Raw genomic sequence first — 15,854 nt, forward strand, 5'->3', positions numbered from 1 at the left:
CATCTTTTTTCTTTTGAGGAGGGCTATAGTGAGCATGGTGGTGTATGATATAATAAGAACATATTTGAAAGGGGATATGTTAAATGTCAACCTATAACTTATCATCATTATGGGACAAGTTCTTAACTTTCAGTACGACAGTTATTGATATAGTAGTAATTTGGATGATTATCTTGGCTGCTTTACGCATTGTTCGTGGTAAGAGTAGCACCATGCAGATATTTAAAGGTATTATCTTTGTCATCATCGTAGATGTACTTGCAAAGGTCATGAATCTTAAAACCTTGCAGTTTTTGACAAACATGTTTATTAACTGGGGATTTTTAGCAGTTATTATTATCTTCCAGCCAGAAATCCGTACGATTTTGGAAAGACTTGGTAAGAGTAGTTTCTTCTCTAGAATGAGTTCACTTAGTGGTAATGAGAAGGAAAAGTTAGTAGATAATATTGTGACTGCAGTTCGTTTATTGAGCGCTGATCAAACGGGTGCGTTGATTTCCATTGAGAAATCTCATCCTTTGGATGATTTTATTGCGACTGGAACGCGATTGAATTCTGATGTAACAGCAGAGCTTTTAACTTCAATCTTTGTTACTTCGACGCCACTGCATGATGGAGCAGTTATTATTCAGGGTGATAAGATTGCCTGCGCAAGTGCATACTTTCCACCGACAACGGCAGATATTCCATCTCGCTATGGTTCAAGACATCGTGCTGCGATTGGCATTAGTGAAATTACAGACGCGATCACGATTGTTGTATCTGAAGAAACAGGAAACGTATCCATTGCAGAAGGTGGCAAGTTGACTGCTGTAAATGAACAACAACTGCGTAAATATCTAACACATATCATCATTGGTCAAACTGAGGAAAATGGTGAAGATAACGATGACGAAACGATCATTGAAGCAGATGTACATGAACTTCAAACAAAGATGGATGATACACCAGCTGCTAATGAAGAGACAATTCTTGAAGCAGGTAAGATTACTGCAGAAGAAGTTATTCCAGCTGAACAAAATGATACATCCGCAAATCGTAAACATGCATTAGAGGATGTACATGAAGCAGCGGATGCGGCCGCGAAGGCTGCTTCAATCAAACTTCCACATAAGAAGAAGCGTCCAACGCCAAGTTATCCAACACACAATAAAACAAATTATAAACAATCAGATACCTCTGATCATAAGCAAGGAGGTGAATGATAATGGCAAATAAGAAGAAACATCATATGGATCATAATAAGCTTGAACTTGCAAAGCATCTTGCAAATCAATCAAAGCGAATATCAAGCCAGTATGATCGATTTGTACAGAAGATTATCCATTTTATTCACTATGCATCTACTGGGATTGATCGTGTATTATTCAATGCGAAGTATGCAAAAGTTGTATCGTTAGTCTTGGCAGCACTTTTATATGTTGTTGTAAACTACAATGATATTACTTCACTATATAAGACATCACTCAAGACAAGCCGTACCGTTCAAAATGTTGCGGTATATGTACAATATGATACACAAGAGTATGAGATTTCAGGGATTCCTACAACAACCGATGTTACGATTACAGGTGATGCGACAAGCGTTACTGCCGCAAGTACTACAAATGGTAAAGTTGTTGCGGACTTAACAAACTTAACTGAGGGAACACATGCAGTAACATTGATTGCGGAAGGATTTGGTGATTCAGTTAATACAATCGTTAATCCATCGAATGCTGTTGTAACAATCAAGAAGAAGGTTACACAACAATTCGCTATCTCTTATGACATTATTCATCGTGATAAGATGGATGGTATCTATAACGTCGGTACTCCTCAATTTGCGTCTTCTGTTGTAAATATTCGGGCATCACAGGATACATTGAATCAAATTGCTTTTGTAAAGGCACTTATTGATGTATCCAATCAAGTTGCAGATTTTGAACAAGATGCAAAACTTGTTGCCTACGATGCAAATGGTCAAATTGTAAATGTAGATATCGAACCTCAAACCATGCATGTATATGTACCGGTTACTTCACCAAACAAAACAGTACCTATCGAAGTAAAGATTAAAGGTACACCTGGTGATAATCAGGCTGTCGCCTCAGCGGTAGCTGATAAACAGACTGTTACAATTTACGGTACTGAAAGTGCGTTGCTCGATGTTGATAAAATTACGGTAGAAGTAGATGTATCGAATCTTACAAAGGATACGACAGTATCGCAGGATATTACATTGCCTACAGGTATTACATCAGCGAATGTTTCTACGATTAGTGTCGAAGTGAAATTTGGCGCAGGAACAACAAAGACAATTTCTGGTGTTCCAATTAACTATAAGAACAATGTACATAACTACAAAGCTACACAATCAGACAATATTACTACTATGGATGTGGAAGTGTTTGGTACACAAGATAACATCAGTAAGATTAATGAGAATGATATTTATCTATATATTGATATGTCCACAGCAGAGCCTGGCCTGCATGAATTTGAAGTGAAGGTAGAGCAGCCAACAACAGGACTTGTAAAGTACAGCTTGAAAAACAATAAACTTACACTCACAGTTTTAGGTGATCAAAATACCCAACAGAAAGAGGGAGAATAACGAATGGGACGATATTTTGGTACGGATGGAATCCGTGGAAAAGCAAATGAAGTATTAACAGCAGAGAGGGCCTTCCAGGTTGGAAGATACCTGGGATACTATTTCAGTAAAGAAGGAAAGAATAAAATTGTAATCGGTAAGGATACAAGACTATCTAGTGATATGTTTGAAAATGCACTAGCAGCTGGTATTACTTCTGAAGGTTGTGATGCATATCTAGCAGGATATTGCCCAACCCCAATGATTTGTCTTTTAACAAAGGAGAATGGTTTTGCATGTGGTGCAATGATTTCTGCTAGCCATAATCCTTTCTACGATAATGGTATTAAAGTGTTCTCAAATGATGGATTCAAATTATCCAGTGATATTGAAGGCCTCATTGAAGACTATATTGATGGTAAAGTTACAATTCCATATCGTACAGATAGTGAAATTGGTAAGGTAATTGCTTACCCACAAGGAATTGAAATTTACTTAGATTGGATTGTAAAAGAATATCCATTAGATTTGAGTGGCTGGAAGATTGCAATTGATTGTGCAAATGGTTCTTCATCATTTACAGCTAAGAAGGCACTTGAAAGATTAGGTGCTGAAGTAACAGCGTTTCACAATGAGCCAAATGGTATCAATATCAATACAAAGTGTGGATCTACACATCCTGAACTATTCTGTGAAGAAATGAAGAAGGGTGACTATACTGTTGGTTTAACATTTGATGGTGATGCGGACCGTCAGATTATGGTTCGTCCAGATGGAGAACTTGTAAACGGTGACTTCATGTTGTACATCGTTGGTAAATATTTACGTGACCATAACAAGTTAACAAATAACACAATTGTTACAACAGTTATGGCAAATTTAGGTCTATATAAAGCGATGGAACGTGAAGGAATTCAAGTTGAAAAGACACAGGTAGGAGATAAGTATGTCTCTGAAGTCATGTTCCGTGATAACTATGTTATCGGTGGTGAACAGAGTGGCCATATCATCTTGAAGGAACATGCCACAACGGGTGATGGTTTATTAACAGCTCTTTCTGTGCTTGAAGTTATGAAGAATACTGGTAAGGGTATTATCGAGCTTTGTGATGGACTTAAGATTTATCCACAGTTACTAGTAAATGTTAAGGTTACAGATAAGACGCTAGTAATGGATGATGAGGAAGTCCAAAAATCAATCGATGAAGTAAATGAAGAACTCAATGGTAATGGTCGTATCCTTGTTCGTCCAAGTGGAACAGAACCATTATTACGTGTAATGGCAGAAGCTGAGACAGATGAAATCTGTGAACGTCTTGTAGGAAAGGTTGCAGATATTATCCGTAGAAAATACGGTGCTTAATAAGGAGTACATATGAAACAATATGATTATCTAGTTGTAGGTGCTGGATTATTTGGTGCAGTATTTGCTCAACAGGCAAAAGAAAAAGGCAAGAAGGTTCTTGTTATTGATAAACGTCCTCATATTGCTGGTAATATCTACACAAAGAAGGTAGAAGGCATTGATGTACATGAGTATGGTGCACATATTTTTCATACGAATGACAGAAATGTTTGGAAGTACATTACACAATTTATCGAATTCAATCGTTTCACGAATTCACCAGTTGCTAATTACCATGGGGAGTTGTATTCTCTACCATTCAACATGTACACATTTAATAAAATGTGGGGTGTTGTAACACCGGAAGAAGCGATTCTCAAAATCGAAGAACAGAAAAAAGCCGCAAATATTACGACGGCGACAAATCTTGAAGAACAGGCAATCTCACTTGTTGGAACAGATATCTATGAGAAACTAATCAAAGGATATACGGAAAAACAATGGGGAAGACCTTGTACTGAGTTGCCAGCATTTATCATCAAACGTTTACCAGTTCGATTAACTTTTGATAATAACTATTTTAATGCACTTTATCAGGGTATTCCTGTTGGCGGTTATACAAAGTTAGTTGAAAACCTGCTTGCAGGTATTGAAGTTCGACTCAATGTTGATTATCTTCAAGCAAAAGAAGAGTTTGATGCACTTGCGGAAAAAGTGGTTTATACAGGACCAATCGATGCTTATTTTGACTATCGTTTGGGTACGTTAGAATATCGATCTGTTCGTTTCGAAAATGAACTTTTAGATATTCCGAATTTCCAGGGAAATGCGGCAGTAAACTATACAGATCGTGAAACACCATGGACACGTATTATCGAACATAAGTGGTTTACATTCGGTAAAGATGAAAATGGTAACGATTTAGCTAAGACAGTCATCAGCCGTGAATATAGTTCTGAATGGAAACAGGGAGATGAGCCTTATTATCCAGTCAATGATGAAAAGAATACCGCTTTATATGAACAGTATAAGGAACTTGCCTCACACGAAACAAATATCCTTTTTGGTGGTCGTTTAGGTGAGTACAAGTACTATGATATGGATAAGGTTATTGCGTCTGCTTTAGAAAAGAGTAAGGAAATATAAAAGTCAGAGTAATCTGGCTTTTTGTGTTTTAGGGCAAAATAGCAGTGTTTTTAAACGAAAGAGAATACAATAAGACCAATAGAAATAAGAGGAACTAATGATGTCATATACAGGATATGTAGGAACATACACATCTGAAAAGAGTGAAGGTATTTACGCATTCACATATGAAAATCAAACGTTAACAGATGTTCATTTATTTACGAAAGTACGTAATCCAAAGTATTTAGCGTGGATGAACGACTATATCGTGGCAGTATGTGATTTTGAAGAAGGATCTGGTGTTGCGGTATTTGATTTAAATGGCAATGAAATTGATCATATTGTTTTTGAAGCATTTACATCATGCTATGTCGGTGTGAAAGATAACTTAATTTTTACAGCACACTTCCACAGTGGAGACGTAACGCTATTACGATTTGAAAATAACCATCTTGAACTGGTTCAGAGAACACACATTAAGGATAAGGCTGGATGCCATCAGGTTATCCCATACAAGGATCAATATCTAGTACCATGTCTTTTTATGGACCAGATTAAGATTCTTGATAAAGATTTTAAGGTTGTAGATGAGATTCAATTTGAAGAAGGATCTGGACCTAGACATGCGGTATTCTCAGATGATGAGAAATACCTATATGTGGTAGGTGAATTAAGTAATCTTCTATATGTTGTAGACATGCATGCAAAGAAAGTTATAAATACAGTAGAACTTTTAGAGAATGGTTTATCACATGTTAAAGATACAGCCGCAATACGTAAGAAGGGTGATTATTTATACGTATCAACACGTACACAGGATGTCATTACAGTATTACATGTATCTGGTAAAGATGTTAAACGTATTCAAGTAACATCTTGTGCTGGTAAGCATCCACGTGACTTTGTGATTGTGGATGATGATATTATTGTCGCAAATCGCTTTTCAGATTCTCTAAGTGTATTGCCGATTAAACATGCATACATACAGAGTGCAGTATCAACAGTAATAATTCCAGAAGGTGTTTCTATTATCATGAGGAGTAATGAAAATGAGTAATATTGGTGTAATTGGATTAGGCGTCATGGGGAAAAACATTGCTTTAAATATGCTAAACCATGGCTATGAAGTGAGTGGATATAATCGTTCTTTTGAACGTACAAAACTATTGATTGATGAAAATATCCCTAGTTTTCATGGTTTTGAAAAGTTAGAAGATTTTGTGAATTCTCTTGAAAAACCACGTCGTGTATTTTTGATGGTACCAGCTGGTCAACCGGTTGATGATGTACTAGCACAACTTTCAGAGTTATTAGAAGAAGGAGATATCATCATGGATGGTGGTAATTCTTACTTTGAGGATACAAATCGTCGTCACAAGCAGATGGCTAGCCATGGATTAAAATATTTTGGCGTTGGTGTATCTGGTGGTGAAGAGGGTGCTTTAAAAGGTCCAAGTATCATGCCATCTGGAGATAAAGATGCCTACGCTTCGATAGGAAAGATATTAGAAGATATCGCAGCGAAGAAAGATGGTGAACCGTGTTGTACATATATTGGACCAGAAGGCAGTGGTCATTATGTGAAGATGGTACACAATGGAATTGAATATGCGGATATGCAATTACTTGCGGAAACATATTTAATTCTAAAATATACAGCAGGCTATACCAACAGTGAGATTGCGGATATATTAGAGCAGTGGAACCAAGGCGATGTACAAAGCTATCTCGTTGATATTACAGTAACTGTATTGCGAGAAAAAGATTCTGTTACAGAACATGATCTCGTAGATGTTATCTTAGATGTAGCGGGAAATAAGGGTACAGGTCGTTGGACAAGTATTGAAGCACTTCGACAAGAGTTTAATGCGTCTTTATTAACAGCAGCGTATCAAGCACGTATCATGTCTAACCAACTTGCTTTACGTGATGCTTATCGCAAGGAAAATACAAATGATAAGAAGAATGTGGACGTTGAAAAGGTGCACCAAGCATATAAGTTAGCAAAGACAGTTGCTTTTGCGCAGGGATTCAATCTATATCGAGATGCATCTAATAAATACAACTGGAATTTAAATCTTAAACAGATTGCGGCTATCTTTAGAGCAGGATGTATTATCCAAGCAAAGTTATTACAGGATATCATGCATGCATATGATGATGGTGCGGATGATTTACTTCTTTATCCAGTATTCAAAAATGAAGTATTAGAAAATACGTCAGCGTTAAAAGAGATTGTTGTACAATCTATTGATTTACCACTGCCAGTATTTACCGCTGCACTTACATATATCAATCAATTATCTAGTACATGTTTAGGTGCGAATATCATCCAAGGTCAACGTGACTTCTTTGGTGCACATACATATCAAAGAGTCGACCGTGAAGGATTTGAACACCATCAGTGGGGCAGCCATGAATAAACTAACACTCACAATATTTGGTGGAACAGGTGACTTAACATATCGTAAACTTTTGCCTGCAATGTATAATCTGTACATAAAAAATCAGCTTCCTAAGGAGTTCTTAATTACTCCGATTGGAAGACGTGAATATACAGATGCGGATTATCAAGGAATTATTGAACCGTGGATTAGTGAGTTTGCGCAAGTAAAAGTAAAAACCGAGCAGTTACAAGCATTTTTTGAACACATTCATTATTTTCGCATGGATTTTACAGATAAAGCGCAATACCAGTTATTAGACCAATACTACGCAGCATATCCATCTGAAAATCATGTTGTGTATTATGCGGTAGCACCGGATTTCTTTGAAGGAATTACAGATGGTGTTTCTACAATGAAAAACATGCATGAGCCAAAGATTGTATTAGAAAAACCTTTTGGCGCAAGTTTAGAACTTGCGAAATTCCTAAGTAAGAAATTAGAGACGCTATTTGGTAGTGATCATATTTATCGAATTGACCACTATCTTGGAAAAGAAATGGTACGTAATATCCTAACGATTCGTGATGCTAATCTATTATTTAAGAATGTTTGGAATAAAGATAATATAGATAATGTTCAGATTTCAGCACTAGAAGAAGTCGGTGTTGAAACAAGAGGAAACTATTATGATCATGCAGGTGCCCTCAAGGATATGGTTCAAAACCATTTATTACAGATTATGAGTATTGTAGCAGTAGATGATCCAACAGGAAATATGAATGAGCAACAACTCACAGTACTAAAACAACTACGTCCAGTTAATGAACTAAAGATTCAGGATACTTTATTATTGGGTCAGTATGAAGGATATAGAGAAGAACTACATGTTAATCCTGCTTCTACAACTGAAACCTTTGCAGGGTTAAAACTGTTTATTGATAATGAACGTTGGCAGGGTGTTCCATTCTATATCCGTACGGGTAAGAAAATGGCTCGTCGAGAAATTGAAGTAAAGATTACATTCAAAAGACAGCGTGAAGATGTAGAACCAAATGTACTAGTAATCAAGATTCAACCAACAGAAGGTGTATATCTTGAATTTAATATCAAGACACCAGGTGAAGACAGTATTACAAAAGCACAGATGGACTTCTGCCAAAACTGTAATTTAATCTTTAAGCTAAATACGCCAGAAGCGTATGAAAGAATGTTACATGCGTGCATGATTGGCGATAACTCATGGTTTACAAAATGGGAAATGATTGAATATAGTTGGGAATATATCGATGCTTTAAAGCAGATGTATTACGACGCAGATCTGCCAGTCTATCCATATCCACAAGGAAGTGTCGAACCTAAAGAACTTTCTCAGTTATATCATAATGATTTTGAACAGTGGAATTAGCCTCGTTAAGCGGGGCTTTTTACATGCTATAATTAGGACAGGGTGCTACGATTATGAAGGAAAATGGAAAAATAAACTATGACTGGAGATGGTGTTTGGTTGGGAATATAGTCGATAAAAGATTTTATGGAGAAGAACATGAAATTAAATCTGGTATAAAGTTATTATCTCCTGGTACTAAAGTCTACATTGCCCCACACCAATGGGGAGATGGTGGAGATAAACTTGTTGTTTTAGGAAAACCCAGGCATAAAAATGGTTTCATTGAATGCATCATTAAAAGAGAACAGATTTGTAATTGGAGATTGAAAAAATCTATCCATCTAGAGTTTTGAATAGGATGAATTGTTCAAAATATCATTGGTGGGGAAATGATGATGACTGGAAAGAATGTATAGAAAGTTACGCAAAAGATGTAAAAGAAATTCTTTCACATAATACTAAAATACTTAAAAATGAAACTATAGAAAATTTTTTATTAAATATAGATAATATAAATGTAACACCTGAAGGGCGAATTAGAATCAAAGAGAGTTTAAATTTAAATCTAGAAGATGTTGTTGAGTATTGTAAAAATAAAATAAGTGATAAGAATTGCAAGATATCTAGAGAAGGAAAGAATTGGATCTGTATTACTGATGATATTAAAATCTTAGTCAATGCATGTAGTTATATGATAGTTTCTGCAAAAAAGCGATAAAAACAATAAAACGAATAATAAAAAAAGCGGGATGATTTTCTCATCTCGCTTTATCTGTTTGTTACTTAGATACTTGTTCGCCAGCAATTCTACCGAATACTGTAATATCAGCGATAGCGTCAGAACCTAGACGGTTTGTACCATGGATACCACCAGTAACTTCACCAGCAGCGTATAGACCAGAGATAGCCTTGCCATCCTTGTCTAATACTTGAGCGTTTGTATTGATTACAACACCACCCATTGTGTGGTGAACAGATGGTTGTGAAACCATGATGTAGTATGGACCTTCACCGAAGGCAACTAACTTACCACGCTTGTTGAATTCTAAGTCCTTACCATCAGCAGCGTATTGGTTGTAATCTGCGATAGTCTTCTTTAATGTTTCAGCGTCAATACCGAAGAATGCGGCAGCTTCATCGATTGTATCAGCCTTCACTAAGTGCTTTTCCTTGATGAGTCTTTCGTATTCTTCAGGGTGAGCTTCCTTAACACCAGAAGCTTCCATAGATGCTTCATCCCAGAACATGTATGAAACACCACCAGTTTGTTCTGTAACAGCCTTAGAAATAACGTCACGACGTTCTAGTTCTTCAACGAAACGCTTACCTTCCTTGTTAACAAGGATTGATCTACCAGCTAAACGAACGTCACCAACATATAATAATGTACCTGATGTGATGTCGCATGTTGGATATGTTTGGATATATGACATATCAACTGTAGCTGCACCAAGCTTTTCAGCCATCACAATACCGTCGCCAGTGCTTCCTGGGGAACATGTAGATAGAATCTTTTCATCCATCTCTGGATTGTATTCCTTACGCATTTCAATGTTAGATCCGAAACCGCCAGTTGCTAGTACAACACCCTTAGAAGCTGTGAATGTTACATCACCATCTTTTGTTGTTGCCTTAACGCCAGTAACCTTGTTATCTGACTCTACTAATTCAGTAGCCTTTGTGTTTGTTAATACTGTGATACCTAATTCATCAGCCTTAGCCTTTAACTTCTTGATGATTTCAACACCAGATTCGTTATGTGGTACTAAGGAACGCATTACGCTGTGTCCACCAAAGAACATCATCTTGTCTTCGAAGTCAACCTTGATGTCATCACGTAACCATTCAGCAGCACTTAAAGCGTTATCAGCTAAAACTCTAACGAGTTCAGGATTAGCCTTGTAGTCGCCACCTTTCATTACATCTTCATAGAACTTATCAGTACTATCTTCGATGCCTTCTTTTTGTTGTAACCAGTTACCAGGTGCTGCCATTTCACCACCGGATAAAGCTGTGTTACCACCAATAGCTGCCATCTTTTCAACAACAACAACGGATGCACCGTTTTCAGCTGCTGTAATTGCGGCAGTAAGACCAGCTCCGCCAGCGCCAACAACTACTACATCGTAGTCTGTCTTTACTGTCTCTTTTGTTTCTGCTGTAGAACCTGTTTTGTCAGATTTTGAGCAGCCGGCTAAGGATAAAGCCATTGTTAAGGCTAAAGCCGGAATCAATACTTTTTTCATATTAATCTTTTCCTCCTACAAGTATCAATGATAGTTTTATCACAACTAAAAGTAAAGAGATATTATACCGCTTACATTCTTTTTATTGAAATTAAATATCAACTTGCAAACTTTTCATGAAAGTAAAGTATAGATGAAAGCATAAAAAAACCCACGAAATTGCGGGTTTTGATAGTGCACCAGACAAGACTTGAACTTGCACGAGTTGCCTCATACGCCCCTCAAGCGTACGTGTCTGCCGATTCCACCACTGGTGCATCGCTCAAATATTATAGCAACCTCCACATCTATCGTCAATGAAAACATCTGTATTTTAGATGGGTTTGGGTTGTAATTTGCGGCCATAAAATATATAATTTATCCGCTTATGCTTAAAAGAAGGTGAAGAGAAGATGGACTATCAAAAGATTATTAACATTGCTGTCATTGCTCACGTTGATGCTGGAAAATCAACATTAGTAGACGCATTCCTCAAACAAAGTCATGTATTTAAAGATAACGAGAAGGTTGTAGACTGCATTATGGACTCCAACGATCTCGAGCGTGAAAGAGGAATTACTATTTATTCTAAGAACTGCTCTGTAACATACAAAGACTATAAGATTAATATCGTTGATACCCCAGGTCACGCAGACTTCTCTTCTGAAGTTGAGCGTATTATCAAAACGGTTGATACGGTTATCTTGTTAGTCGACTCTGCCGAAGGACCGATGCCACAGACACGTTTCGTGTTGCAGAAGTCATTAGAAGCAGGTCTACGTCCTATCTTATTAATTAATAAGATGGATAAGCAGGATGCTCGTGCTAACGAAGTTATCGATGAAGTTTATGAATTATTCCTCGAACTAAACGCAACAGATGATCAGTTAGACTTCCCAATCTTATTTGGTAAGGCTAGAGAGGGTATTGTTCATTATGAGCAGGATGGTACAAATGAAGATATCGTCCCACTATTTGAAACAATTATCCATCATACACAAGCATATCCAAACTTGATTGATGAGCCAGTGCAGATGCAAATCAGCGCACTTGCATATGACGATTATATCGGACGTTTAGGAATTGGACGTGTATATAAAGGTACATTAAAGGCTGCGACATCTTATACAGTATGTAACGCAGATGGTAATGCACACCAAGGTAAGACAAATCAGGTCTTTATCTACAAGGGATTGAGTCGTGTTCCAGTTGAAGAAATTCAGTGTGGTGAAATCTGTATGATTTCTGGTATTCCTGATATTAATATCGGTGATACAATCTGCCCTCAAGGTGCTCCAGATCCAATGCCAATGTTAAAGATTGAAGAACCAACACTATCTATGAACTTCATGGTTAATGATTCTCCATTTGCTGGACAAGTTGGTAAGTTTGTCACTTCACGTAATATTCGTGAACGCTTAGATAAAGAACTTGAAGTAAACGTTGGTTTAAAGGTTGAAGATACAGATTCTACAGATACATTCAAGGTATCTGGTCGTGGTGAATTACACTTAACAATCTTACTAGAGCAGATGCGTCGTGAAGGTTTTGAAATTGCAGTATCACGTCCGGAAGTTATTATGAAGAAGATTGATGGTGTTACATGTGAACCTATCGAAGAAGTTGTAATTGATGTTCCTACAGAATATTCTGGTTCTGTTATTTCTGCACTCAATGTACGTAAGGGTATCCTTTCTGACATGGAAGAAATTGGTACATATACACGTATTACTTATAAGTGTCCTACACGTGGATTGATTGGATTTAGATCCGACTTCATTAATATGACACATGGTGAAGGTACCATGGTACAGCGTTTAGATGGTTATGAACCATTTAAGGGTGAAATTCCACAGCGTGAAAATGGTGCTCTCATTTCTACGGAAACAGGCAGTGCTATGACATACGCTCTTTGGAACATTCAGGAACGTGGACAGTTATTCATCGGTGCACAAACACCTGTATATGAAGGTATGATTATTGGTGTATCCGCTAAGAATATGGATATGGGTGTTAACCCGATCAAGAATAAGAAGATGACTGCGGTTCGTTCTACTGGTAATGATGAAGCCATGAAGCTTGTTCCACCACGTATCATGTCATTAGAAGCTGCGATTGAGTTTATCAACGATGATGAACTTGTAGAAATTACACCAGAAGATATTCGCATTCGTAAGAAGTATCTAACCGAAATCGATCGTAGAAGACACGCTCGTGAAATCGGAAAGATTGAATCTGAAATGTAATTGGTTTATCCTGTTATCGAAAGATAGCGGGATTTTTTCTTTCAGAGGTTATAAAGATGAAAATAGAAGAATTATTAGAAGAGTTGAAAAAAGATCCACGGAATAAAGAATATACAAATAAAGGATACAGTCCTATCTTACAGGTAGATGCTAGCGCAAAAATCTTAATTATTGGGCAAGCTCCAGGGTCACATGTAGAAAGATCAGGAATTCCTTTCGATGATCAATCTGGTATTCGTTTACGTAAGTGGATGGGAATTGATGATAAAGAATTCTATAGCAAGGATATCGCAATCTTGCCAATGGATTTCTATTATCCTGGTAAGGCAAAAACAGGTGATTTACCACCACGCAAGTTTATTGCGCAAGAATATCATGAGAAGTTTTTAAAGTTAATGCCAAATATTGAATTGACGTTGTTGGTTGGAAAGTATTCTATCGATTATTATCTTGGTAAAGAGAAAAAGAAGAATTTAACGGAAACAGTAGAAAACTATCAAGAATATCTACCAAAGTATTTTCCAATTGTTCATCCAAGTCCACTCAACTTTCGATGGCTTGGTAAAAATCCTTGGTTTGAAGAGAAAACTGTGAAAGAACTGCAAAAACGAGTTCGTCAAATTTTGAAGTGAATACCGCAGATACTGCGGTTTTTCTATGCTACAAACATATATAAAATAGAGTATAAATGATAAGGCGAAGCCTTGAAGGTGTATAATATTTATCATAAGTTAAAAAGAAACAACGAATTGATAGGAGATATTGAAATGAAATGTGCAATTTTTATGGCAGATGGATTTGAGACCTGTGAAGGACTGATAACAGTTGATTTATTACGTCGTGCAGGTTTGATGATTGATATGATTTCAATGAATGAGACCCTGACAGTTACAACATCTCATCAAGTGAAGATTCAGGCTGATAAACTGTTTAGCGAGTTTCAAAATGAATATGATGTTATGATTTTCCCGGGTGGAAAATTAGGTACACAAAATCTTGAAAACAATCAGAAACTCGTTGATTTATATGAAACACACTTTAAAGCAGGAAAGTTATCCTGTGCAATCTGTGCAGCACCATCAATTTTAGGTCATCGTGGTTTATTAAAAGATAGAAAGTATACTTGTTATCCAACTTTTGATGAACCAAGCTTTAACGGTGAATACCAACAAGTATTGGCTGTGAAAGATGGCAATTTGATTACAGGTCGTGGTATGGGTGCGACGATTGATTTTGCATTAAAAATCATTGAAACACTATGTGATAAACAAACATTAGAAAATGTAAAGAATGGGATTCAGTATGAACACTCATTCTTACAATCAGAAAAGGAGTAAGAACATGAGTGCAGCAGAAAGATTAATACGTTATTGCAAGATTGATACACAATCAGATCCTGCAAATGAACAAGAAACACCTTCCTCAAAGAAACAATTCGATTTAGCAAATCTACTCGTTGAGGAATTAAAAGAATTAGGTTTACAAGATGTATCGGTAGATGAACATTGTTATGTTTACGCAAAGCTACCATCAAACTTAGATAAAAAGGTTGAAACAGTAGGCTTTATTGCACACATGGATACAGCGCCTGATTTTAGTGGTACTGGCGTCAATCCGCGTATCATCGAAAACTTTGATGGTAAGGATATTGCCTTGAATAAAGATGTGACATTATCCATGGAACGTTTCCCATGGATGAAAGAGTTCAAGGGTAAGCGTTTGATGGTAACAGATGGTAATACATTACTTGGTGCAGATGATAAGGCTGGTATTACATCCATCATGGAAGCTCTTGTATACTTGCATGATCATCCCGAAGTAAAGCATGGTGAGATTGCGATTGGTTTTACACCAGATGAAGAAATCGGCAATGGTCCACGCTTCTTTGATGTAGAGAAGTTTGGCGCGAAGTTTGCCTACACAATGGATGGTGGAACTGTACGTGAACTATCAGATGAAACCTTTAATGCGGCATCTGCAGTACTACATTTTAGTGGACGTTCCATTCACCCAGGTTCCGCAAAGAATCGTATGATTAATGCGGCAAAGCTTGCATGTGAATATCAAACAATGATGCCTGCACATGCAGTACCTGAACACACAGAGTTATGGGAAGGTTTTATTCATCTTCATAATATGAAAGGTGATGTAGAAAGTGCAGAGCTTGAATATATCATTCGAGACCACGATTATCAAAAGTTAACAGCGAAGAAAGAGTTGATGTTAAAGGCTGCTGAATTCATCAATACGAAGTATGGTAAAGGTACTGTAACGATTGAAATCAAGGATAGCTATCGCAATATGAAGGAAGTGTTGGATAAAGATCCAACTGCAGTTATCGTTGCGAAGAAGTCCATGGAAGAGTTAGGAATTCATATTCTACAAGAACCAATCCGTGGTGGTACGGATGGTGCACAGCTTTCCTTTATGGGACTGCCGTGTCCAAACATTGGCTGTGGTGGTGGAAACTTCCACGGTCGCTTTGAATACTGTGTAATTGATGAGTTAGAACTATCCATACAAGTTATCTTGAAGATTATTCAGAATGTAGCAGAGGTATAA

At 37.0% G+C, this 15,854-nt stretch carries 14 protein-coding genes and 1 tRNA gene; 13 read left to right on the forward strand and 2 right to left on the reverse strand.

Going from position 1 to position 15,854, the window contains the following annotated elements:
* Positions 1 to 83 precede the first annotated feature (83 nt).
* From cdaA to RWM19_RS06110, 9 genes are all read left to right on the forward strand, one after another.
* Positions 84 to 1,205, forward strand: a complete 1,122-nt coding sequence (gene cdaA, locus RWM19_RS06070; protein ID WP_313984886.1) for a diadenylate cyclase CdaA — start codon at positions 84 to 86, stop codon at positions 1,203 to 1,205.
* Positions 1,206 to 1,207: 2 nt separating this feature from the next.
* Entirely contained in the window at positions 1,208 to 2,596 is a 1,389-nt protein-coding gene (locus tag RWM19_RS06075) for a CdaR family protein (RefSeq protein WP_313984889.1), read from the forward strand.
* Between the two features lie 3 nt (positions 2,597 to 2,599).
* Positions 2,600 to 3,937, forward strand: a complete 1,338-nt coding sequence (gene glmM, locus RWM19_RS06080) for a phosphoglucosamine mutase (RefSeq protein WP_313984892.1) — start codon at positions 2,600 to 2,602, stop codon at positions 3,935 to 3,937.
* 12 nt (positions 3,938 to 3,949) lie between these two features.
* Positions 3,950 to 5,065 (forward strand): UDP-galactopyranose mutase, encoded by a 1,116-nt coding sequence (gene glf / locus RWM19_RS06085; RefSeq protein ID WP_313984895.1) that lies wholly within the window; start codon positions 3,950 to 3,952, stop codon positions 5,063 to 5,065.
* 97 nt (positions 5,066 to 5,162) lie between these two features.
* Positions 5,163 to 6,104 (forward strand): beta-propeller fold lactonase family protein, encoded by a 942-nt coding sequence (locus tag RWM19_RS06090; RefSeq protein ID WP_313984898.1) that lies wholly within the window; start codon positions 5,163 to 5,165, stop codon positions 6,102 to 6,104.
* On the forward strand, positions 6,091 to 7,470 hold the full coding sequence (gene gndA, locus RWM19_RS06095; RefSeq protein WP_313984901.1) for an NADP-dependent phosphogluconate dehydrogenase: 1,380 nt from the start codon (positions 6,091 to 6,093) through the stop codon (positions 7,468 to 7,470). Before RWM19_RS06090 ends, gndA begins: the two co-directional genes overlap by 14 nt.
* Positions 7,463 to 8,839, forward strand: coding sequence for a glucose-6-phosphate dehydrogenase (gene zwf, locus RWM19_RS06100; RefSeq protein WP_313984904.1), 1,377 nt, complete (start codon positions 7,463 to 7,465; stop codon positions 8,837 to 8,839). Before gndA ends, zwf begins: the two co-directional genes overlap by 8 nt.
* Before the next feature lie 53 nt (positions 8,840 to 8,892).
* Complete coding sequence (locus tag RWM19_RS06105; RefSeq protein ID WP_313984907.1) at positions 8,893 to 9,174, forward strand: hypothetical protein; 282 nt, start codon at positions 8,893 to 8,895, stop codon at positions 9,172 to 9,174.
* A gap of 5 nt (positions 9,175 to 9,179) precedes the next feature.
* Positions 9,180 to 9,539: a DUF3781 domain-containing protein gene (locus RWM19_RS06110; protein ID WP_313984909.1), complete on the forward strand. Its 360-nt coding sequence runs from the start codon at positions 9,180 to 9,182 to the stop codon at positions 9,537 to 9,539.
* 61 nt (positions 9,540 to 9,600) lie between these two features.
* On the opposite strand, the gene RWM19_RS06115 is transcribed toward RWM19_RS06110, so the two are convergent.
* Positions 9,601 to 11,067, reverse strand: a complete 1,467-nt coding sequence (locus tag RWM19_RS06115; RefSeq protein ID WP_313984912.1) for a flavocytochrome c — start codon at positions 11,065 to 11,067, stop codon at positions 9,601 to 9,603.
* Positions 11,068 to 11,242: 175 nt separating this feature from the next.
* Positions 11,243 to 11,324, reverse strand: a tRNA-Leu gene (locus RWM19_RS06120).
* 135 nt (positions 11,325 to 11,459) lie between these two features.
* Between RWM19_RS06120 and typA the strand changes: the two genes are divergently transcribed.
* From typA to pepT, 4 genes are all read left to right on the forward strand, one after another.
* Positions 11,460 to 13,292 (forward strand): translational GTPase TypA, encoded by a 1,833-nt coding sequence (gene typA / locus RWM19_RS06125; RefSeq protein WP_294020690.1) that lies wholly within the window; start codon positions 11,460 to 11,462, stop codon positions 13,290 to 13,292.
* Between the two features lie 56 nt (positions 13,293 to 13,348).
* Positions 13,349 to 13,924, forward strand: coding sequence for a uracil-DNA glycosylase family protein (locus tag RWM19_RS06130; RefSeq protein WP_313984917.1), 576 nt, complete (start codon positions 13,349 to 13,351; stop codon positions 13,922 to 13,924).
* Positions 13,925 to 14,059: 135 nt separating this feature from the next.
* Positions 14,060 to 14,629, forward strand: coding sequence for a DJ-1 family glyoxalase III (locus RWM19_RS06135; RefSeq protein ID WP_313984920.1), 570 nt, complete (start codon positions 14,060 to 14,062; stop codon positions 14,627 to 14,629).
* A 4-nt stretch (positions 14,630 to 14,633) separates the two neighbouring features.
* Positions 14,634 to 15,854: a peptidase T gene (gene pepT / locus RWM19_RS06140; RefSeq protein WP_313984922.1), complete on the forward strand. Its 1,221-nt coding sequence runs from the start codon at positions 14,634 to 14,636 to the stop codon at positions 15,852 to 15,854.

The sequence above is a fragment of the uncultured Solobacterium sp. genome (genome assembly GCF_963517755.1).
GTDB lineage: Bacteria > Bacillota_I > Bacilli_A > Erysipelotrichales > Erysipelotrichaceae > Bulleidia.